Origin of the sequence: Rhodococcus sp. DT1 (assembly GCF_049844875.1) — a bacterium.
GTDB lineage: Bacteria > Actinomycetota > Actinomycetes > Mycobacteriales > Mycobacteriaceae > Rhodococcus.
The window spans coordinates 1-19,996 of the sequence record NZ_JBNCLW010000006.1 but is presented as its reverse complement, the minus strand read 5'-3'; the positions used below and the strand labels follow the sequence as shown (position 1 = coordinate 19,996).

General features: G+C 68.0%; 20 protein-coding genes and 1 tRNA gene. 12 read left to right on the top strand and 9 right to left on the bottom strand.

Features of this window, described 5'->3' with window-relative positions:
- Positions 1-69 precede the first annotated feature (69 nt).
- The 4 genes from ACLQ3J_RS16055 (at position 70) to ACLQ3J_RS16040 (ending at position 2,797) form a co-directional block, all read left to right on the top strand.
- Positions 70-1,293, top strand: coding sequence for an MFS transporter (locus ACLQ3J_RS16055; protein WP_169651725.1), 1,224 nt, complete (start codon positions 70-72; stop codon positions 1,291-1,293).
- Positions 1,294-1,318: 25 nt separating this feature from the next.
- On the top strand, positions 1,319-1,807 hold the full coding sequence (locus ACLQ3J_RS16050) for a MauE/DoxX family redox-associated membrane protein (protein WP_169651726.1): 489 nt from the start codon (positions 1,319-1,321) through the stop codon (positions 1,805-1,807).
- Positions 1,808-1,843: 36 nt separating this feature from the next.
- The gene (locus tag ACLQ3J_RS16045; protein WP_169651727.1) at positions 1,844-2,590 is read left to right on the top strand and encodes a thioredoxin domain-containing protein; all 747 of its coding nucleotides are present in this window, start codon (positions 1,844-1,846) and stop codon (positions 2,588-2,590) included.
- 134 nt (positions 2,591-2,724) lie between these two features.
- Positions 2,725-2,797 (top strand) — tRNA-Ala (locus ACLQ3J_RS16040).
- A gap of 128 nt (positions 2,798-2,925) precedes the next feature.
- Here the strand turns inward: ACLQ3J_RS16040 and ACLQ3J_RS16035 are convergent.
- Positions 2,926-5,445 (bottom strand): excinuclease ABC subunit UvrA, encoded by a 2,520-nt coding sequence (locus ACLQ3J_RS16035; RefSeq protein WP_425903879.1) that lies wholly within the window; start codon positions 5,443-5,445, stop codon positions 2,926-2,928.
- Between the two features lie 253 nt (positions 5,446-5,698).
- Entirely contained in the window at positions 5,699-7,468 is a 1,770-nt protein-coding gene (locus ACLQ3J_RS16030) for a cutinase family protein (protein ID WP_425903878.1), read from the bottom strand.
- A gap of 120 nt (positions 7,469-7,588) precedes the next feature.
- On the opposite strand from ACLQ3J_RS16030, the gene ACLQ3J_RS16025 reads away from it, so the two are divergent.
- The 4 genes from ACLQ3J_RS16025 (at position 7,589) to ACLQ3J_RS16010 (ending at position 10,779) form a co-directional block, all read left to right on the top strand.
- Positions 7,589-7,804, top strand: coding sequence for a hypothetical protein (locus ACLQ3J_RS16025; RefSeq protein ID WP_296549432.1), 216 nt, complete (start codon positions 7,589-7,591; stop codon positions 7,802-7,804).
- Between the two features lie 147 nt (positions 7,805-7,951).
- A complete protein-coding gene (locus ACLQ3J_RS16020) occupies positions 7,952-9,037 on the top strand; it encodes an S-(hydroxymethyl)mycothiol dehydrogenase (protein WP_296549433.1) in 1,086 nt (361 codons plus the stop codon).
- A complete protein-coding gene (locus ACLQ3J_RS16015) occupies positions 9,034-9,672 on the top strand; it encodes an MBL fold metallo-hydrolase (RefSeq protein WP_346765049.1) in 639 nt (212 codons plus the stop codon). The genes ACLQ3J_RS16020 and ACLQ3J_RS16015 overlap by 4 nt, the downstream gene beginning before the upstream one ends.
- An 84-nt stretch (positions 9,673-9,756) precedes the next feature.
- Positions 9,757-10,779: a CobW family GTP-binding protein gene (locus tag ACLQ3J_RS16010; RefSeq protein ID WP_425903877.1), complete on the top strand. Its 1,023-nt coding sequence runs from the start codon at positions 9,757-9,759 to the stop codon at positions 10,777-10,779.
- A gap of 13 nt (positions 10,780-10,792) precedes the next feature.
- On the opposite strand, the gene ACLQ3J_RS16005 is transcribed toward ACLQ3J_RS16010, so the two are convergent.
- The 4 genes from ACLQ3J_RS16005 to glp form a co-directional block, all read right to left on the bottom strand.
- A complete protein-coding gene (locus tag ACLQ3J_RS16005) occupies positions 10,793-12,235 on the bottom strand; it encodes a DEAD/DEAH box helicase (RefSeq protein ID WP_296549436.1) in 1,443 nt (480 codons plus the stop codon).
- Between the two features lie 226 nt (positions 12,236-12,461).
- Positions 12,462-12,929 (bottom strand): molybdenum cofactor biosynthesis protein MoaE, encoded by a 468-nt coding sequence (locus ACLQ3J_RS16000; RefSeq protein WP_169619689.1) that lies wholly within the window; start codon positions 12,927-12,929, stop codon positions 12,462-12,464.
- The gene (gene moaCB / locus ACLQ3J_RS15995) at positions 12,922-13,926 is read right to left on the bottom strand and encodes a bifunctional molybdenum cofactor biosynthesis protein MoaC/MoaB (protein WP_425903875.1); all 1,005 of its coding nucleotides are present in this window, start codon (positions 13,924-13,926) and stop codon (positions 12,922-12,924) included. The genes ACLQ3J_RS16000 and moaCB overlap by 8 nt, the downstream gene beginning before the upstream one ends.
- A complete protein-coding gene (glp, locus tag ACLQ3J_RS15990; protein ID WP_169619687.1) occupies positions 13,923-15,116 on the bottom strand; it encodes a molybdopterin molybdotransferase MoeA in 1,194 nt (397 codons plus the stop codon). The genes moaCB and glp overlap by 4 nt, the downstream gene beginning before the upstream one ends.
- Before the next feature lie 127 nt (positions 15,117-15,243).
- On the opposite strand from glp, the gene moaA reads away from it, so the two are divergent.
- Both moaA and ACLQ3J_RS15980 read left to right on the top strand, forming a co-directional pair.
- Positions 15,244-16,302 (top strand): GTP 3',8-cyclase MoaA, encoded by a 1,059-nt coding sequence (gene moaA / locus ACLQ3J_RS15985; RefSeq protein ID WP_169619686.1) that lies wholly within the window; start codon positions 15,244-15,246, stop codon positions 16,300-16,302.
- Entirely contained in the window at positions 16,295-16,573 is a 279-nt protein-coding gene (locus ACLQ3J_RS15980; protein ID WP_169619685.1) for a MoaD/ThiS family protein, read from the top strand. Before moaA ends, ACLQ3J_RS15980 begins: the two co-directional genes overlap by 8 nt.
- Positions 16,574-16,594: 21 nt before the next feature.
- On the opposite strand, the gene nadE is transcribed toward ACLQ3J_RS15980, so the two are convergent.
- Positions 16,595-17,434 (bottom strand): ammonia-dependent NAD(+) synthetase, encoded by an 840-nt coding sequence (gene nadE, locus ACLQ3J_RS15975; RefSeq protein ID WP_425903873.1) that lies wholly within the window; start codon positions 17,432-17,434, stop codon positions 16,595-16,597.
- 118 nt (positions 17,435-17,552) lie between these two features.
- Between nadE and ACLQ3J_RS15970 the strand changes: the two genes are divergently transcribed.
- Complete coding sequence (locus ACLQ3J_RS15970) at positions 17,553-18,101, top strand: nucleosidase (protein ID WP_296549438.1); 549 nt, start codon at positions 17,553-17,555, stop codon at positions 18,099-18,101.
- 21 nt (positions 18,102-18,122) lie between these two features.
- On the opposite strand, the gene ACLQ3J_RS15965 is transcribed toward ACLQ3J_RS15970, so the two are convergent.
- A complete protein-coding gene (locus tag ACLQ3J_RS15965) occupies positions 18,123-18,548 on the bottom strand; it encodes an META domain-containing protein (RefSeq protein WP_169619682.1) in 426 nt (141 codons plus the stop codon).
- Between the two features lie 24 nt (positions 18,549-18,572).
- On the bottom strand, positions 18,573-19,184 hold the full coding sequence (locus ACLQ3J_RS15960; protein ID WP_296549439.1) for a TetR/AcrR family transcriptional regulator: 612 nt from the start codon (positions 19,182-19,184) through the stop codon (positions 18,573-18,575).
- 90 nt (positions 19,185-19,274) lie between these two features.
- Between ACLQ3J_RS15960 and ACLQ3J_RS15955 the strand changes: the two genes are divergently transcribed.
- Positions 19,275-19,838, top strand: coding sequence for an NAD(P)H-dependent oxidoreductase (locus ACLQ3J_RS15955; protein WP_169619681.1), 564 nt, complete (start codon positions 19,275-19,277; stop codon positions 19,836-19,838).
- Positions 19,839-19,996 lie beyond the last annotated feature (158 nt).

Below are 19,996 nucleotides of genomic sequence, written 5' to 3'. Positions count from 1 at the left end.
CGGCCGGCGTGCGGCGCGGAGATCCGCAGCGCCGGCCGGGTCGTGCGCGTAGCTAACATCGTGGGCATCATGCGTACACGTGAGGCGGCGTTGCCGCGGGAGATCTGGGTTCTGGTCGCGGCGAGTTTCGTCATCGCGCTCGGCTTCGGGCTCGTCGCCCCGGCACTCCCGCAATTCGCGCGCAGCTTCGACGTGGGAGTGACTGCCGCATCCGTCGTGATCTCGGCGTTCGCCGCGATGCGCCTGATATTCGCCCCGTTCAGCGGACGGCTCGTCCAGAAGCTGGGGGAGCGGCCCATCTACATCACGGGGCTGCTCATCGTGGCCGTCTCGACCGGCGCGTGTGCCTTTGCGGAAACCTACTGGCAGCTGCTCGTCTTCCGGGGGCTCGGCGGTATCGGCTCCACGATGTTCACGGTGTCGGCACTGGGCCTGCTGGTGCGTATCGCGCCGCCCGATGCCCGTGGTCGCGTCTCGGGCCTGTACGCCACCAGCTTCCTGCTCGGAAATATCTTCGGCCCCCTCGTGGGCGGCGCGCTGACAGGCCTCGGCCTGCGGGCACCGTTCCTGATCTACGCCGTGGCCCTGCTGATCGCCGCCGCTGTGGTGGGCGTGATGTTGCGCTCGTCGCACCTGGCGCAGCCCACCACGGGTGAAGGGCTTCGGATCATGGGGTTGCGGGAAGCGCTGGGCTCCCCGATCTATCGCGCCGCTCTCGGTTCGAACTTCGCCAACGGCTGGGCGGTCTTCGGGGTGCGCGTCGCGATGGTGCCGCTCTTCGTCGTCGAAGCCCTGGGGCAGGGAGAGGCGTTCGCAGGCATCGCTCTCACCGCATTCGCCGTGGGCAATGCTGTCGTGCTCATCCGCGCGGGCAGGTGGTCGGACCGGTACGGACGGCGACCGTTCGTCCTCGCCGGGCTCATGATCTGCGGTGTCGGCACCATCGTGATGGGGCTGACCGAGAGCGTGGCGCTCTTCCTCATCACGTCGTTCGTGGCAGGACTCGGGTCAGGTCTGTCGAACCCGTCGCAGCAGGCCGCGGTCGCCGACGTCGTCGGCAGCAAGGCGCGCGGTGGACCCGTCCTCGCCACCTTCCAGATGACGGCAGACGTCGGCACGGTGATCGGGCCGGTCGTGGCGGGACTGCTCGCCCAGTACCTGTCGTTCTCGACGGCGTTCGCCGTGACAGGCGTCATCATGCTGGTCGCCGCGGTTCCGTGGTTTCTCGCCGGCCGCCGCACCCGCGACAGCATCACCCCAGCGGACGAGGTGATCAAGGACACTGGCAGCTGAGCACGGGATCGGTACTGTCGAACGTGTGTGGATTCGCATCGTCTCGACGGCTGCGCGCGTGGGTTTGGCAGCCGTGTGGCTGGTGTCGGGGTGGAGCAAGTTCTCCGACCCCACCCAGACCGTAGTTGCGGTACGGGCGTACCAACTGATTCCCGCGGACCTGGTGCGGCCGTTCGCCGCGGTCTTCCCGGTGGTCGAACTCATCCTGGGACTGTTGCTGCTCATCGGGTTGGCGGTACGCCCGGCGGCGGTGGCGACTGCGATGGGCCTGGTAGTGCTCATCGCGGCGATTGCCTCGGCTTGGGCGCGCGGCCTGTCGATCGACTGCGGATGCTTCGGTGGTGGTGGTGTCGTCGCCGACGTCGGCGCCTGGGATTACGCCTCCGAGATCCTGCGAGACCTGGGATTCCTCGCGGCAGCCGTCTGGCTCATGGTGTTCCCGCGCACACCCGCCGCGCTGGGCCCCGGATCGCGGACGCTCTCAGTGCGTCCTCAGCCCACAGTGGCAGAGTGAACCCGGACATTCTCCGACGAACAAAGGGCAGAAGTCGTGAATGCGAAGAAGGTCAAACCGGTGAAGTACACGCCGGAACCGACGTCGAACAAGTTCACCTACATCCTCGGCGGCGTCGCTGTCGTGGTGATCGCGGCGCTCGTCATCGGCGGCGTGCTGTGGACCTCGGGCGGTAGTGACGCCCGGAACGACGGATACGGGACGGTGCAGAACGCCGCGGTGGAGGTGAGCCTCGACGACGGAGCGATTCTCCTCGGTCGGCCCGACGCCGCAGCCACCATCGATCTGTACGAAGACCCGATGTGCCCGTACTGCGCCGAACTCGAGCACAAGCACTCGCAGGAACTCGCCCAGGCGATCGACAACGGCGAGGTTGCTGTCCGGTACCACATTCTTGCGTTCCTCGACCGGCTGTCCAGCAGCGGCGATTACTCGACACGTTCTGTGGCCGCAGCGCAATGCGTCGCGGAGAGCGGTGACGCGGTGGTCTTCTCCAAGTTCCACGACACGCTCCTCTCGCCCGATACGCAGCCGGCGGAGGGCGGGGACAGCGACCTCGACAACGCTGCACTCGCGCAACTGGCACGCGATGCGGGCGCATCCGACGAAACCGTGCAGTGCATCGCCGACGGAGCCCGCGTGGAGCAGGCGGCCGTCGACGCGGAGGCCGGCCGGCAGAAGCTTGCTACGACCGGCGCGACCGGCACGCCTGCCGTGATCTACAACGGCACCGTCATCGATGCCCTCGGCAACGAGAACTGGATCGCGGAACTGTCCGGATAGCGGCGCGGTGGGAGGCCCCGGCAGGGCGCCTCCCACCGTTCCCCCGCCGACCAGGCGATTTGTTGGCGGCGAGCGCAATGGTGTAACTTTCTTTCAGCGCACGGGGTTGCCCCCGACGCGCAGAAAATGGATACGGGGCTATGGCGCAGCTGGTAGCGCACCACACTGGCAGTGTGGGGGTCAGGGGTTCGAGTCCCCTTAGCTCCACGTAACCCGAACACAAACTTGCCCCGCCTGATGGCGGGGCAAGTTTCGTTTGTGGGTGGGTCGATGAGGTCGACTCGTTCATCGCTCACCGTGCACCCCGTAGTCAGCTTCGCGGAGTCGCCGCCACTTCAGAGATACCGGCCCGTGATGCTGTCAGCGTCCGCGGCGATCTCGTCCGGCGTTCCCGTGGCGGTGATGCGTCCCCCTGAGGTGCCCCCTCCCGGACCGAGGTCGATCACGTAGTCGGCGTTGCGGATCATGTCGAGATCGTGCTCGATGATGACGACGGTGGCGCCGCGGACGAGGAGACGGTCGAGCACACGGAGGAGCGTCTGCACGTCGAGGGGATGCAGTCCGATCGAGGGCTCGTCCAGCACGAACAGGGTGTCGTGCTGGTCTCGGTCGATGTCGGCGGAGAGCTTGAGCCGTTGTGCCTCACCACCGGAAAGGGTCGTGGTCGCTTCACCGAGGGTGAGATACCCGAGGCCGAGGTCCGCGAGCACCCGGAGCCGGCTGTGGACCTTTCTGAGGTCGGCGAGTTCGGGAAGGGCCAGTTCGACGGTGAGCCGGAGCACCGCGGGTAGTGAGAGTGCTTCTCGCTGCTCTCCGTCGGCATGGCGCACGGTGCGGAGGATGTCGTGGGCGGCGGCGTTGTAGCGGGCCCCCTCGCATCCGGGACAGACGATGTCGACGTCGGGAAGGAACTGCACGTCGAGAGAGATCTGCCCGGTGCCGTCGCAGTCCGGGCAACGCAACGACCCGGTGTTGTAGGAGAAATCGCCGGCTTTCAGGCCGCGTTCCTTCGCGTCGGGGGTAGCGGCGTATGCGCGCCGCAACTCGTCGAGGACGCCGCTGTAGGTGGCCACGGTCGAACGGACGTTCAGGCCGATGGGCGCGGCGTCGACGACCGCAACGCTGCCGATGCCGGCGGGATCGATGCTCGTCACGTGTGGGGGAAGCCTGTTCCCCGCGGCGACCGCGGTGAGGGCCGGGACGAGGCTCTCGAGGATCACGGTCGTCTTACCCGAACCGGACACGCCCGTGACAGCGGTGAGCCGTCCTTTGGGCAGGTCGACGTCGAGGGCATGGACCGTGTGGATCGGGGTGGTGGACATCCGGATATGCCCGTGATCGAACACCGCACCGGCCTCGGCCCGTGAACGGACACGCTCGTGCACCGTGTCCGTGAGGAACGGCGCGATACGGGACCGTGGGTTGCCCTCGAGTTCCGGCAGCGTGCTGGATGCGATGACGGTGCCGCCCTCCGCGCCGGAGCCGGGGCCGATCTCGATGAGCCAGTCCGCTTCCCGGAGGACCTGGGTGTCGTGGTCTACGACGACGACGGAGTTCCCGTCCGCGAGCAGCTTCCTGATGACCGCGATGAGCCCGTCGATGTTGGACGGGTGCATCCCGATGGAGGGCTCGTCGAGTACGTACAGAACGCCGGTGGTGCGATTGCGGACGGCGCGCGAGAGTTGCACGCGCTGGCGTTCTCCCGTGGAGAGAGTCGACGACGCGCGGTCGAGGGTGAGGTAGCCCAGCCCGAGGCCGAGCAGCATCCGGGCGGTCTCGACCATCTGGGTGACGATGCTGTCCGCCATCGCCGTCATGTCCGCGGGCACGAGGGCCGGGAGAGTCCGAACCCAGGCCGTGACGTCTTCCAGGGTTTTCGCTGTCGCGTCGGCGAGGGATATTCCGTCGACGAGAGTCGAGCGGGCCCGGGTGCTGAGTCTCGTGCCCTCGCAGGCCTGGCAGGTCTGCACGCTCAGGAATCGCTCGATCCGTCCGAGGCCCTTCTCCGTCTCCGCCTTCTTCAACGCTTCGACGACGGACTGGTGGGCATTGCGGTAGGTGACGTTGAGGTCGAACAGCTTCCCGTTCTTCGACGGGTACAGGATCGAGCGCTTCTCCTCCGGGCCGGCGAACACGATCTTCCGTTCCTGCTCGGTGAGTTCGGCGAACGGCACCGTGGTGCGGACACCCATCTCGGCGACAACTTTCGGGTTCGCCACGAGTCCGAACATGCCCCAGGGCGCGACCGCGCCCTCGTCGATGGTCAGCGACTCGTCCGGGACCAGGGTGGTGTCGTCGACGTCGCGCACGATGCCGGTACCGCCACAACGCTCGCACGCGCCTTCGCTGTTGAACGCGAAGGACTCGGCGCTCGGCGGGCCGAACACGACCCCGCACACCGGGCAGGTCAGTGGCAGATCGCGGGCGACATCGATCGTGGGTTCCATCAGGTGCCCGTTGGGACACCGATGGTGGCCGAGGCGGGAGAAGATCAACCGGAGGCTGTTCAGCAGCTCTGTGGAGGTTCCGAACGTGGATCGCACGCCGGGGATCGCGGGCCGCTGGCGGAGTGCGAGCGCGGCGGGGACGTGCTCGACGCTGTCGACTGCCGCGCACGTTGCCTGCGTCAGCCGCCGACGCGTGTACGTGGACAGCGCCTCGAGATAGCGTCGCGATCCTTCCGCGTAGAGCACCCCTAGAGCGAACGACGATTTTCCGGATCCGGAGACGCCCGCGATGGAGACGAGCGTGTTCAGCGGTAGATCTACGTCGATGTGCCGCAGGTTGTTCACGTGCGCGCCACGCACGCGAATCGAGGTGGGGAGGGAACTCTGCGGTTCGTCGTGCTCGGCCATGCTGTGAGTCCCTCCGCGCAGGCGGTGAAGAAGCAGCCGCCTCGCCGACCCTTCTGGTCAGGGGAGCGCGCTGTCGAGACTGCCGGTAAGGGATTCCGTCCGGAACACCTACCGGTGTCAGGATTCGGACCGGTCTTTCCTCACGGTACTGGAGCCGATGAAAAAACTCGGCGCCAGGACTCGCGGTACGGCCGCGGCGCTCGGGGGAGGCCGGGGTCGAAGCTGCGAGTACTGGCGCCGAGTTACCGGGTGGTCAGGAAACGGGCTGCGGCGACGGGGTCGTCGTAGGCACCGTCGTGGTGGCCGGGGCGGTGGTGCCCGTCGGCTGCTCCGTCGTCGGCTCACCGGTGGTCGGCTGACCGGCGGTGGTCTCGCCCGTCGCCGGCGCCGGCGCGCCGGCACCTTCGGGAGCGGGAACTGTGCCCGGAGCCGGTGCCACGACGGGCGGCGTGCCGGACGGTGCGGCCGGTGCGGGGGCGACGCTCGGTGCGGGAGCACCCGGTGCCGGAGCGGAGGGTGCGGGTACAGCGCCGTCCTGTGTCGGCGAGGTGTCCGTCTGCTCGGTGGGAGCGGGCGCGGGTGCCGTCTCGGAGGTCTCCGTGGTCTCGGAGGTTTCCGCAGCCTCGGCGGCGGCCATCATCCGCATCGCCTTGGCTTCGGCGTCGGTGGACACGGGCTTGCCCTGCTTGGCCTGTTCGGCGAGGTGGATGAGCCATGCGGCCGCATAGTCGACGGTACTGGTGCCCTTACCGTCGATGTCGTCGTCCCAGTAGTCGAAGTGGTGACCGTAATGGTCGTCCGTCTCCTTGTTGTAACCGAAGGTCTGGTCGTACGGGTCGCTCATGATCACCCCGAGGGTGTTCTGGTTGCTCCGCACGAATCCGATGACCTCCTTGAGGAGCTTCTCCGGGAGGTACGCGAGGTTGGCCAGGCGGTCCGCCGGGATGGGTGCGGAGCCGTCGGCTGCGGCCGGCGTGGTCTTGGGAGCCGCCGGGACGTAGTCGGGGTCGGACACCTTGATCAGAACGTCGAGGAACGTCTCGTCCGAACGCATCCAGTCCTCGTTGGCGGAGACATCGGCGAGTGCGAGCAGCGCGACGCGGCCGACGACCTGCGCGAGGTCGGCGCCGGTGGCGGGGGACAGCCCCTCCCGCTCGAATGCATCGCCGTTGACCTGACGGCCGAGGTTGACCAGCAGTTCGATCAGGGCGATGTTGTCGGGCGTCGAGCACGCGAAGTCGCCCTCGGAGCAGAAGGAGGCAACCTTGCCGTCCAGATAGCCGAACTCGCCGCCCGTTCCGGGCAGCACTCCGCCACCGGGAGCGGTACCCGCGCCCGGCTCGTAGGGGCGGTCGAAGCCGTCGGGGTTGCTGGGATCCTCGGCGCCCGGGAAGAATCCTCCGTCGACGCCGCGGCCGGCGTCGGACAGAATGACGACTCCCGTGACCGCAGAAGGATCGCCGTTGGGCCAGGTGCCGTCCGGGTTCTGCGTCTGGTTACCGATCTGCATCGCCGCACGCCGGGCGACATCCGCGCCTTCGCTGAAGCCGACGATGGCGAACTGCGTATCGGGGCACGAGGCCTGGATCGCCTTCATGACCTTGATGGTGTTGTCGGCGCCCGTGTTCACGGCGTCTTCGTAGCTCGACAGGTCGGCGGGGTACTCGACGTAGATCGCCGCGTACCCGTTCTCGCCCTCGTGGTCCTTGAGCGGTGCGTTGATCACCGGATCCACCCAGTGGCTCCGGTACGCGCCCTGCTGCGCCGCGGGCAACCTGTTGCCCTTCTCGTCGACGAGCATCTTGGTCTGGTCGCGGGGGGTGTCTCCACGTCCGCCGACGCCGATGCTGACCATGTCGTGGCAGTCGGCTGTCGAGGCCATACCCACCAGCGCGGGATCGGCGACGGTGGGCGGGGTCGGTTGCGGCCACGCGATGGCGACTGCCGCCGCGACCCCGAGCGCGAGAGGCGCGAGCACGCCCGCGAAAATCTTGCCGCGTGACGGCGACGTTCCATTAGCCATGGGCTTTTCCAATCCGTTTCACCTGTCGAACATCCGGTGCGAGGATGCGGGCGGGTCACATCACACGTCGTACAAACCCGTCCCCGTGTTACATCGAAGCCCGCGGCGAAGGAGAGGCGCATGGACACCTCCGACGGCTCGTCCGGGACCGAGTTCCCGGCCGCGATGGGAAAGGTGTCTCGACGCGCCCTGTCCGAGCACGGATATACGCGGTTCGACCACCTGACCTCGGTTACGCCGAAAGAACTGCTGACCATCCACGGTGTCGGCCCGAAGGCGATCCGCATTCTGGGTGAGGAACTCGCCGCACGAGGTCTGCGCTTCCGGGAAGCGTGATCCGGGTTCCGAGTTCGTCCGCCGGGCTGCCCGTTCCGATCTTTCAGCCGGTCGGGCTCGTCCTCGACGACGCATCGGGGCCTGCCGAGAGGCGATAGGGTCGATATCACCGATCGGCGCGAGCCACAGTACGAAGGAGACATCACCATGTCGCAGACAGTCCGCGGAGTTATCGCACGCGCGAAGGGAGCCCCCGTCGAGGTCGTCCCCATCGTGATACCCGATCCCGGGCCGGGCGAAGTCGTCGTCGCGATCGCTGCGTGCGGTGTGTGCCACACGGATCTGCACTACCGCGAGGGTGGAATCAACGACGAGTTCCCGTTCCTGCTCGGACACGAAGCGGCAGGTGTCGTCGAATCGGTCGGCGAAGGTGTCGAGTCGGTCGCCGTGGGCGATTTCGTGGTCCTGAACTGGCGTGCCGTGTGCGGGCAGTGCCGCGCGTGTAAGCGTGGTCAGCCCCAGTACTGCTTCTCGACGTTCAACGCCACCCAGAAGATGACCCTCGAGGACGGCACGGAACTGAGCCCTGCGCTGGGTATCGGCGCGTTTGCCGACAAGACCCTCGTGCACGCCGGCCAGTGCACCAAGGTCGATCCGAGCGCGGATCCCGCCGTGGTGGGCCTGCTCGGCTGCGGCGTGATGGCGGGCCTCGGTGCCGCCGTGAATACGGGCGGCGTGACGCGCGGCCAGTCGGTCGCAGTCATCGGCTGCGGCGGCGTCGGCGACGCCGCGATCATGGGTGCCCGGCTCGCCGGCGCCGGCAAGATCATCGCCGTCGACCGCGACGACAAGAAGCTCGAGTGGGCCACCGACTTGGGAGCGACCCACACGATCAACTCCACCTCGACCGACGCGGTCGAGGCGATCAAGGAGATCACCGGCGGCTTCGGTGCCGACGTCGTGATCGACGCCGTCGGTCGCCCGGAGACTTACAAGCAGGCCTTCTACGCCCGCGACCTGGCGGGCACCGTCGTTCTGGTGGGTGTTCCGACTCCGGACATGACCCTCGAGATGCCGCTCATCGACTTCTTCTCGCACGGCGGCTCCCTCAAGAGCTCGTGGTACGGGGATTGCCTGCCCGAACGTGACTTCCCGACGTACGTCGACCTGTACCAGCAGGGACGTCTGCCCCTCGAGAAGTTCGTCACCGAACGTATCGGCATCGACGATGTCGAGAAGGCGTTCGAGACCATGCACCGCGGTGAGGTTCTCCGATCGGTGGTGGTCTTGTGAGCACCGTGTCCCCGATCCGGGTGGATCGGGTCGTCACCCGCGGGATCTTCGCCCTCGACGGAGGGGAGTGGGAAGTCGACAACAACATCTGGCTGGTCGGCAACGACGACGAGGTGGTGGTGATCGACGCCGCGCACACAGCGCAGCCGATCATCGATGCCGTCGGCGGCCGCAACGTGGTGGCGATCGTCTGCACCCACGCGCACAACGATCACATCACCGTCGCACCCGAGCTGTCGGAAAAGCTCGACGCGCCGATCCTCCTCAACCCCGCAGACGACATGCTCTGGGAGATGACCCACCCGGGCGTCGCCCACGGCACAATCGAAGACGGGCAACGGATCTCGGTGGCGGGTACCGACATTCAGACGATCGCGACACCGGGTCACTCACCGGGTTCGGTCTGCCTGTACCTGCCCGAAGCCGGCGAATTGTTCACCGGCGACACGTTGTTCTCGGGCGGCCCGGGTGCGACCGGACGCTCCTTCTCGGATTTCCCGACGATCATCGGGTCGATCCGCGACAAACTGTTCGCGCTGCCCGCCGAGACCACGGTGCACACCGGGCACGGTGACGGAACCACGATCGGCACGGAGTCTCCGCACCTCGAAGAGTGGATCAAGCGGGGTAGCTGACACCCGTCGCGGGTGGTTCCGGGGCCGGACCGCCGCCGGAACCACCCGCGTGAGCGCCGTAGTGCTCGCCGCTACCCTCACCGTATGGCGAAGAAGCAGATACCGGTGGTGGTGGTCGCCGGGTTCCTCGGCTCGGGAAAGACGACCCTCCTCAACCATCTCCTGCGCAACACTCGCGGCGCGCGGATCGGTGTGATCGTCAACGATTTCGGCTCGGTCAACATCGACTCGATGATGGTGGCCGGCCAGGTCGACTCGATGGTCTCGCTCAGCAACGGATGCCTGTGCTGCGCAGTCGATGTCAGCGACATGGATGCGATGCTCGACCGGCTCGCCCATCGGTCGTCGGATCTCGATGTCATCGTCGTCGAAGCCAGCGGTCTCGCCGAACCCCGGAACATGATCCGTCTCGTCGTCGGGTCGGAGAATCCGTTCGTCACCTACGGCGGCCTCGTACTCGTTGTCGACGCCGTGGAATTCGACGGGGTCCGGGCAGCACATCCCGAGATCGAACAGCACGTCGCGCTCGCAGACCTGGTGCTGCTCAACAAAACCGACCGTATCGACAGCAACGCGCACGACGACCTGCTCGGCGTAGTGTGCGGCCTCAACTCCCGCGCCGCCGTCGTCTCCACCGAGCACGCGCGGATCGATCCGGCTCTGCTGTTCGACATACCCGACCGGCCCGAACCGCAGCCGGGCGAACAACTCACCCTCGACCGGTTGCTCTACCCGGAAGACGAACACGACCACGTGCATCTGCACGACGGGTACAACGCCGTCACGTTCGAGACCCGGGACGCACTACACCCCCGCGCGCTGGTCGATTTTCTCGAGAACCAGCCCGCAGGGGTGTTTCGTATCAAAGGCTATGTGCGCGTCGCCGCCGGACTACGAGTGAGCACGTACCTGGTGCACACGGTGGGCGATCACATCCGGTTCGAACCCGTCGGCCGCGGCGAGAGCGTCCCCGACTGCACCACATTGGTGGTGATCGGTGCCGATCTCGACACGGACGCTGTCCGCGAACGATTGACGGGATGCATTGCGACCGAACCGGTGTCGGGCGACGCACTGTACGCCGTCCACCGGTTCACGCCACGCTGAACCCGGCTGGGGATCAGCGCGGGGTAGCAGTCGGGCGCGTCGAACGACGACGACCGGTGGCAGCGACTCCGCCGTGTCCGGTCGAGGAACGCTGTCCGGCCGGCGCACCCTGGCGGGTGGCGGAACCGGCGCCCTGACGGGACGAGGAACCCTGACGGGACGAGGAACCCGAGCCCTGACGTGCTGCGCCGCCCTGGGACGGGGTGCGGCGGCGTCCGCCGGCGGACCCACCGGACCGCTGCGGACGCGACGTACCGGTGGCCTGAGCCTGGACCGGCTTCGGCGCGACATACGGAGCGATTTCACCGACGAGCGCGAGAACGTGCTCGGAGTTCGCCGTCGACTTGATCGGCGTGACGTTGATCGCGGCCTTCCGCATGATGACGGCGAGATCCCTGCGCTGGTCCGGAAGGACGAGCGTGACGACGTCGCCGGCGCTTCCGGCGCGCGCGGTGCGACCCGAACGGTGCAGGTATGCCTTGTGCTCGGCCGGCGGATCCACGTGGACGACGAGTTCGACGTCGTCGACGTGCACGCCGCGGGCCGCGACGTCGGTGGCCACGAGAACCCGTGCCTCACCCGACGAGAACGCTGCAAGGTTCCGGTCGCGAGCGTTCTGCGACAGGTTGCCGTGCAGATCGACCGCCGGGATTCCCGAGTCGGTGAGCTGCTTGGCCAGCTTGCGGGCCTGATGCTTGGTGCGCATGAACAGGATTCGGCGTCCGTTGCCCGAGGCAAGGGTGCGAATGAGATCCTTCTTGGCGTCGACGCCGGCCACATCGAAGATGTGGTGCGTCATCGCCGCGACGGGGGAGTTCGCCTCGTCGACCGAGTGCATCACCTGGTTGTGGAGGAAGCGCTTGACGAGCTTGTCGACTCCGTTGTCCAGGGTCGCCGAAAACAGAAGGCGCTGGCCGTTGCTCGGCGTTGCGTTCATGATGCGCGTGACGCCCGGGAGGAAGCCGAGATCGGCCATGTGGTCGGCCTCGTCGAGCACCGTGATCTCGATCGCGTCGAGCGAGACGAACTTCTGGCGCATGAGATCTTCGAGGCGTCCCGGGCAGGCGATGACGATGTCGACGCCGCGGCGCAGGGCCTCGACCTGGCGGCTCTGCGACACGCCACCGAAGATCGTGGTCACCCGAAGGCCGGACGCATGCGCGAGAGGCTCGACGACCGCTGCAATCTGCGTTGCGAGTTCGCGGGTGGGCGCAAGTACGAGGCCGCGGGGACGGCCCGCAGCGCGGGTGGAGCCACCGGCGAGACGCGCGGTGAGGGGGATCGAGAAAGCAAGGGTCTTACCGCTACCCGTACGGCCGCGGCCGAGCACGTCGCGTCCCGCGAGCGTGTCGGGGAGGGTGTCGACCTGGATCGGGAAGGGGCTGGTGATTCCGGAGTCACTCAACGTAGCGACGAGAGGACGGGGAACACCGAGATCGGAAAAAGATGTGGTCATAGAACAGCGCTGCCTTTCACTGCGGCGTGTGTGCACTCGACGGGAAGTGTTCCCGTGGTGCTGACGTGATCGCCGCAAGGAAAGCCGGTGCGTGTGCAGAGAGCTGCAGTATGCATGCGGGTCGGGCACGATCCCGATCCCGCCGGTATCCCACGACGGTGGGTGTCTTCGTGACACCCGAACCACATCACCCTACCGCACACCCGGACGGGTACGGCCCGCTCGGTTACAGGCCGACCCACTCGGTGACACCGTGGGCGAAGTGCTGGCGCTTCCAGATCGGCACTTCGTGTTTGATGCGTTCCACCAGGTCGGCGCAGGTGGAGAAGGCTTCGGCGCGATGCGGCGCGGCGACGGCGGCGACGAGGGCGAGATCTCCGATGGTGAGATGTCCCACTCGGTGGACGGCGGCCACAGGAAGTCCCGACGCCGCGGCGGCCTCCTCGCAGCAGCGGCGCAGGAAGGCTTCCGCGTCGGGATGCGCCTGGTACTCGAGCGCGGTCACGGCCTGGCCGCCGTCGTGGTTGCGCACGACACCGGTGAACACCACCACCGCTCCGTGTTCGGGGCCGGCGACCGCGGCGTCCACTACCGCAGGGTCGAGCGGCTCCGCCGAAATCCTGGCCAGCACTTGGCTCTTGCCGCCGGTCTCGTCGGTCCGTCCCGTCGTGCCGACGCCGTCTGCTTCACTCATGTGCTCCGCCTCCTGCCACTTGCGCCAGTAGATGATCGAGGATCGGTTCCAGCGCGGCGAGTCCGTCCTTCACGCCACCGGGCGATCCCGGCAGATTCACGACGACCGTGCGGCCCGCGAGCCCGGCGACCCCACGTGAGAGGACCGCGTGAGGGGTGACCTCGAGTCCGCGTCTGCGGATCGAGTCCGCAACCCCCGGTAGTTCGCGATCGAGCACCGCGCGGGTCGCTTCGGGGGTGGCGTCGGTCGGCGACGCGCCGGTGCCACCGGTGGTCACGATCAACGCCGGTGCACCTCGGAGCGCATCTGCAAGGCCCGCGGCGATCTGCGCATCGGCATACACGAGCGGGCCGCGGACGCTGAATCCGTGCTCGCCCAGCCACTTCTCGATCACCGGGCCGGTGCGATCATCGCGGGTTCCCGCGGCGACGCCGGTGGACGCCACCACGACGACCGCCGAACGCTCTGCCGAATCGCCACCGTCCGGCGCGGTATCGGCCTGCGGTTCGGCGCGCTGGGTGTCGGAGTCGCCGCGACGCCAGCGACCGTGCTTGCCGCCTTCCTTCGAAACGAGTCGGACCCCGTCCAGGGTCGCGGCGGGGTCGACGGCTTTGACCATGTCGTGCAACGTGAGTCCTGCGACGGCAACGGCGGTGAGTGCTTCCATCTCGACGCCGGTAGGGCCCTTCGTCTTGGCGGTCGCCTCGATGGTGATCGCGGTGTCGGTGAATCCGAACGTCACCTTCACCGACGACAATGCGAGCTGGTGGCACAAGGGAATCAGTTCCCAGGTCCGCTTCGCCGCGGCGATACCGGCGATGCGGGCGGTGGCGAGGACGTCGGCCTTGGGCATGTCGTCGGCCCGCACGAGCGCGACGACTTCCGGCGTGGTGACGAGGTGGCCGGCGGCGAGTGCTGTCCGCGTGGTGTCGGCCTTTGCGGACACGTCGACCATGCGGGCGCGGCCCTGGTCGTCGAGATGGCTCAATTCGCTCACAGTGTCAGCACTTTCACGAGGTCTCCGGCTTCGAGTGAGACGGTGTCGGCGGGGATGTCGAGAAGGACGTCGGCAGCGGCCAGACCGGCCACCTGGTGCGATCCGCGCCCGGCGGCGGGTCTCACGGTGCGACCGTCGAGGACACCGCGCAGGAACTGGCGTTTGCCCGCGATCGAGGTCAGATCGGTGGCAAGGGGAAGCATTTCGGTGACGGGCGGTGGGTATCCCGCTGCGGCTCGGAGTGCTGGGCGCGCGAACACCTCGAAGGAAACCAGTGCGCTGACGGGGTTGCCGGGAAAGGTCAGCACCGGAACGCCGTCGATCACCGCGGAACCTTGGGGGCCACCGGGCTGCATCGCGACCGAGACGAACCTGCCGCCCCTGGGCTGAAGAGTGTCTTTGACGACTTCGAAGTCGCCTTTCGACACCCCTCCCGAGGTGAACACGACATCGGCCACGCGCACGGCGTAGGAGAGCATCGTGGCGAACTCGTCGGGGTCGTCGTGGCAATGGTCGACCGAGACGACATCGGCGCCGTTGGCGGCGGCACTCGCGGCCAGGGCCGGGCCGTTGGAGTTGTAGATGCGGCCGGGGCCGAGCACGTCGCCCGCGGTGACGAGTTCGCTTCCGGTGGAGATCACCGCGACGCGCGGTCGTGCCCGGACCGGGATATCCGTCAGTCCGACTGCGGCGAGCGCAGCGATGTGGCGGGCCGCGAGCACCGTGCCCGCGGTGAGCAGGCAGTCGCCCACCCGGACATCGCTGCCGGCTTCCCGGACATAGGTGCCCGGCGTCGTCCCGCGGCCGATCGTCACCGTGCCGGCGGCTTCGTCAGCGGTGGTGTCCTCGACGGGAACGACGGCGTCGGCCCCCTCGGGCATCGGCGCACCGGTCATGATTTTCAGTGCGTGTCCCGGTTCGAGGACTCCCGCGGTGTCCCCCGCAGCCACGACGCCCTGCACCGGCAGGGTCACCGGCGCGTCGGCCACGGTGCCGGATGCGACCGCGTAGCCGTCCATCTGCGAGTTCCGGAACGACGGAAGGTCGAGCGGGGAACTGATCGTCTCCGCGAGCGTGCGGTGCAGAGCCCGGGAAAGCGGGACGGTCGCGGTGGACCCCGCCCGCAGCACCGCGAGTAGTTCACCCACGTACTGCTCGTGTTCTTCCACGGACCGCCTGCCGCTCGTCATGCGGCCAATCCTAGGCATATCGCCGTCCGCATCCGGCCGCGTACTCGGTTAGAGCGGACTCGTCGGGTGCTTCTGTGTTCACGTTCGCGGGCAATGGGCATACTGGGCGTATGGCGATGGTGATCGGATGACGGCGGTGAACGTGGGGATTCCGTCGGTGCGTCGACGCGCAGACGACACCTCCGACCGGCCCGACGTACCGGATCTTCTCGACCGCTTCGGTCGGGTGGCCCGCGACCTGCGTGTCTCCATCACCGAGAAGTGCTCGCTGCGCTGCACCTATTGCATGCCGGAAGAGGGGCTTCCACCCATCCCTCGTGAGCAACTCCTCACGGTCGACGAGATCGTGCGCCTGGTCGGTATCGCGACCGGCAGGCTCGGCATCCGCGAGGTGCGCTTCACCGGCGGCGAACCCCTGGTACGCCGCGACCTCGAGGCGATCATCCAAGGCTGCTCCCGTGTCGCGCCCGGAATCCCGCTCGCGGTCACCACCAACGCGGTCGGTCTGGAGCATCGGGCGCACGCGCTCGCGCAGGCCGGACTCACCCGCGTCAACATCTCCCTGGACACGATCGACCGCGATCACTTTGCCCAGCTCACCCGCCGCGATCGCCTCGGGTCGGTGCTCGCCGGCATCCGCGCCGCGAAGGACGCGGGCTTTGCCCGGGTGAAGGTCAACGCCGTCCTCATGCCCGAAACCCTGCACGGCGCCGCAGACCTCCTCGGATGGTGTCTCGAGGAGCAGGTGGAGTTGCGGTTCATCGAGCAGATGCCGCTCGACGCCGACCACGAATGGGCGCGGTCGCGGATGGTGACCGCACAGGGCCTGCTCGATGCCCTCGGGGAGCGCTTCACCCTTACCGAGACCGAACGTGAGGATCCTTCGGCACCGGCCGAGCGCTGGCTCGTCGACGGGGGTCCCGCGACCGTCGGCATCATCGCCTCGGTGACCCGCTCGTTCTGCTCGGACTGCGACCGCACCAGGCTCACGGCGGAAGGTACGGTCCGGTCCTGCCTGTTCAGCGACCAGGAGACGGACCTGAGGGCTGCGCTGCGCGGCGGCGCGACCGACGACGAGCTGGTGGATCTCTGGCGGGGTGCGATGTGGAACAAGTGGGCCGGGCACGGTATCGACGCGGCGGACTTCGCGCCGCCGCAACGCAGTATGGGAGCGATCGGTGGCTGACGTGGTGAACGGAATCGAGGTCCGGTATTTCGCGGCCGCGACCGACGCGTCCGGGTGCGAGAAGGAGACCGTGGCATTGCCCGCCGGCTCCGATCTCGGTGCTCTACGGACGGTGCTCGTGGAGCGGTACGGCCCCGCCATGGAGCGGGTTCTGTCGGTCGCGGCGTATCTCGTCGAGCCGGGAGACGGTGGCGCCGGGGAACTCACCCGCGATCTGTCCCGTCCGGCGGGTGCCCGGGTCGACGTGCTGCCCCCGTTCGCCGGCGGCTGAGCACCCTCCCGGGCGTCTGCCCTACCTCCACCAGGTGTCGGACGGTGCCACCGGCATCACGCGCTTGTGGTACGTGTCGAGGAATTTGCCTTCGAGTCGTTTCGCGAGATCATCGGTGACGTCCTTGCCCTCGAGGTAGTCGTCGATCTCGCTGTACGTCATGCCGAGTGCTTCTTCGTCGGGCAGAGCCGGACGGTCGTCCTCGAGGTCTGCGGTGGGGACCTTGCTCCAGGTGCTCTCCGGTGCCCCGAGTTCCCGGAGCAACGCCGCCCCCTGCCGCTTGGTGAGCCCGGCCAGCGGCGTGATGTCGACACCGCCGTCTCCGTACTTGGTGTAGAAACCCGTGACGGCCTCGGCGGCGTGATCGGTGCCGACCACGAGGTGTCCCAGTTCGCCGGCGATCGCGTACTGGAGCATCATGCGCTCGCGTGCCTTGATGTTTCCCCGGACGAAATCGCGAATGGTGCTTCCGTGGCCGGGGATTTCGCCCAGCGCTCGTCCCGCTTCGGCCGCGGTGGCGTCGGTTCCGGGTTTGATGTCCGCCCGCACCGTGTGGTCGGGCTGGATGAAGTCGAGCGCGATCTGTGCGTCGTGCTCGTCGGCCTGCTGCCCGTAGGGGAGGCGCACGGCGACGAATTCCGCGTCGTGCCCGCCGTGTCGAAGCTTCTCGACGGCGAGCTGAGCGAGGCGTCCGGCGAGCGTGCTGTCCTGACCGCCGCTGATGCCGAGCACCAGACCCTTCGCCGGCGTAGCGGCAACATAGTCGGCGAGAAACTGTACTCGCGAATCGATCTCGCTCCGCGGATCGATGGAGGGCTTGACGCCGAGTTCTTCGATGATCCGATCGCGCAGGTTCGTCATTGCCGCCACATTAGCGTCACCGGAGCCGTGCTGCGAGACGACCGCGCGATACGGTGCGGGACGAGGCCACGCGCATGCACACGGCAGTGTCGTCGGCCGTCGAACACGGAGGCAGCAGGTGAACGGGATCCTCGTCGTATCCGCAACGAAGTCGGAGGCACTGCACGTTCCGGAACGGTACGACACGCTGATCACGGGCATAGGGAAGGTCACCGCGGCCGTTGCGGTGACGGCCGCGCTCGCGCGCTATCCGGAGGGCCGCAGACCGCTGGTCGTCAACATCGGAACCGCCGGCGCCCTGCGGAGTGCGCACGGCGGGCTCTATCTTCCTTCCACCGTCATCAACCACGACATCAGCAGCGAGGTGTTGCGCAGTCTCGGGCACCCGGTGGCCGACACGCTCACCTTCGAGGACGGAGACGGAACGATCCTCGCGACGGGGGATTCGTTCGTTTCCGACGCCGAGGTCCGCGATGCGCTGGCCGCCCGCGCGGACCTCGTCGACATGGAGGGCTTCGCGATCGCCTCCGCGTCGGCACACATGGGAGCGTCCTGCAGGCTCGTCAAGCACGTGAGCGATCACGCGGACGAAACGGCGATGGACTGGCCGAAGCAGATCGACAACAGCGCGCGGGTGCTCGCGGAATGGCTCGTGGACATGTACTGACGGCACCGCTGCCGTCGCGGGTCAGCGGTCGGCGGACTGCTCGACGAGAGTGACCCGGAGGTTGTCCGTCGCGAGCGTGAGCACATCTCCGTCCAGATGCCACCGCGGCCGAGCGGCGAAGAGTTTCTGCACCCACCGGTCGGCCTCGTCGAGCGGGGGCGGGCACGCCATCATCGTGGTGGCGAGGCCATCGGCTTGCACCACCCCGCCGGAGAAGTCCGCAGTGCCCATCATCCGGTTGCACCCTGCGTACGCGGCCACGCGTTCGCGAGCCGGGAAGGCGAGGGTGAACGGGCCCCCGCCCGGGATGGGAGCGCCGACGACCTCGGTGGATACGAAGTCGCGGCCCACGAGATCGGACGCCGAGGGCGCCGTTGCGCCGGTGTCGCACGCACAGAGCAGTCCGCCGAGGGTGAGGACGACGAACGCGCGGAGGGCACCGGTCATGGGGCTCACCGTACCCGGCGGGAACTACCGGTCGGCGGGACGCGCGACGCGTCGCGCGAGGTCGGACCAGGCCTGGGCGAGACGCTCGAGGGGATAACCGAGGTCGCGCCACTGATGGAGTACGAGAGACGCATCGAGCGGTGCCAGCAGGGCCTGGGCGAGGACCGGGAGGTCGCCGCCTGTTCCCGCCGCCCGTAGCAGGGTCTGCACGTGGGTGAGCGACACCGTGCGCGCCGGTGCCGAGAACCGCACGCCGCCGCCTGCGGCCTCGGCGGCCCGGAGCAGTTCACCCTGGACGTCGACGAGTGCGATGCGCGCTCGGCCGAAGGCGACGAGCCGTTCGACCGGATCCGCGCCCGGTCCGAGCGGCGGGGGACCGAAGAGAAATGCCTGCTGTAGTTCGCGCTCGCTGTGGTCGAGCAGCGCCTGCATGAGACCGGCGCGGGATCCGAAGCGCCGGAAGACCGTTCCCTTACCGACACCCGCTTTCGCTGCGACGGCGTCCATCGTGATCGCGTCGGCGCCGTGCTCGGCGACGAGCACGGACGCGGCGTCGAGCAGGCGCTTCCGGTTGCGCGCCGCGTCGCCGCGTTCTGCGGGGCCGTCGTCGACCAGCCACAGCGGGTGAGTGTTCACAAGGTCACATTCTACCGTCGCGGGAATGAAAGTGGACCGCGGTCCGTTTATGATTGCGGAATCAACCAACTCGATCGAAGGATGTACCTCATGGCTCAGACTCGAGTCCTCGCCCTCGTCGGAAGCCTCCGCTCCGCCGCTGTCACCCGCCAGCTCGCCGAGACCGCTGCCACTGTGGCCCCCGAGGGCGTCGAGGTGAGCATCCACGAAGGCCTCGCCGACGTGCCGTTCTACAACGAAGACCTCGACGGCGAGACCGTGCCCGCCGCTGCTGTCGCCCTCCGTGAGGCTGTCGCCGGCGTCGACGCTGTCCTGTTCCTGACCCCGGAATACAACGGATCGACCTCGGGCGTCCTCAAGAATGCGATCGACTGGCTCTCGCGCCCCTACGGCGCCGGTGCGCTGTCGGGCAAGCCGGTGGCCGTCGTCAGCGCGTCGCCGAGCGGCAACGCCGCGAAGTGGGCACTCGAGGACACTGTCAAGGCTGTCGGGATCGCCGGCGGCACGGTCGCCGAAGGGGCTTCCCTCTCGGTCGGCGGCACCTTCGGAAAGTTCGGCGACGCACACGCCAAGGAGCATGCCGAGACGGCCACCGAGATCGCCGGCGTCGTCGACGCGCTCGTGAATGCCACCAAGGAACTCGTCGAGGCCTGACGGACCCGAGGTCCGACAGACGTTCGCGTCGCCGCCCGCCGTCCACCCGGGTGCGACGCGACGACCGGCCCCGGGGCCCCAGCCTCGGGGACCGGGCGGGTGGGGGTACGGGAGCTGACCAGAACCGAATAGAAATGACCCCGCCACCAAAGAACGCC

Coding starts and splice junctions, on each gene's coding strand:
- ACLQ3J_RS16020 (WP_296549433.1), top strand. CDS start 7,952: ATGTCGCAGACAGTCCGCGGAGTTATCGCACGCGCGAAGGGAGCCCCC.
- nadE (WP_425903873.1), bottom strand. CDS start 17,434: ATGACGAACCTGCGCGATCGGATCATCGAAGAACTCGGCGTCAAGCCC.
- ACLQ3J_RS16005 (WP_296549436.1), bottom strand. CDS start 12,235: ATGACCACATCTTTTTCCGATCTCGGTGTTCCCCGTCCTCTCGTCGCT.
- ACLQ3J_RS16000 (WP_169619689.1), bottom strand. CDS start 12,929: ATGAGTGAAGCAGACGGCGTCGGCACGACGGGACGGACCGACGAGACC.
- moaA (WP_169619686.1), top strand. CDS start 15,244: ATGACGGCGGTGAACGTGGGGATTCCGTCGGTGCGTCGACGCGCAGAC.
- glp (WP_169619687.1), bottom strand. CDS start 15,116: ATGACGAGCGGCAGGCGGTCCGTGGAAGAACACGAGCAGTACGTGGGT.
- ACLQ3J_RS15955 (WP_169619681.1), top strand. CDS start 19,275: ATGGCTCAGACTCGAGTCCTCGCCCTCGTCGGAAGCCTCCGCTCCGCC.
- ACLQ3J_RS16030 (WP_425903878.1), bottom strand. CDS start 7,468: ATGGCTAATGGAACGTCGCCGTCACGCGGCAAGATTTTCGCGGGCGTG.
- ACLQ3J_RS15965 (WP_169619682.1), bottom strand. CDS start 18,548: ATGACCGGTGCCCTCCGCGCGTTCGTCGTCCTCACCCTCGGCGGACTG.
- ACLQ3J_RS16055 (WP_169651725.1), top strand. CDS start 70: ATGCGTACACGTGAGGCGGCGTTGCCGCGGGAGATCTGGGTTCTGGTC.
- ACLQ3J_RS16025 (WP_296549432.1), top strand. CDS start 7,589: ATGGACACCTCCGACGGCTCGTCCGGGACCGAGTTCCCGGCCGCGATG.
- ACLQ3J_RS16035 (WP_425903879.1), bottom strand. CDS start 5,445: ATGGCCGAGCACGACGAACCGCAGAGTTCCCTCCCCACCTCGATTCGC.
- ACLQ3J_RS16010 (WP_425903877.1), top strand. CDS start 9,757: ATGGCGAAGAAGCAGATACCGGTGGTGGTGGTCGCCGGGTTCCTCGGC.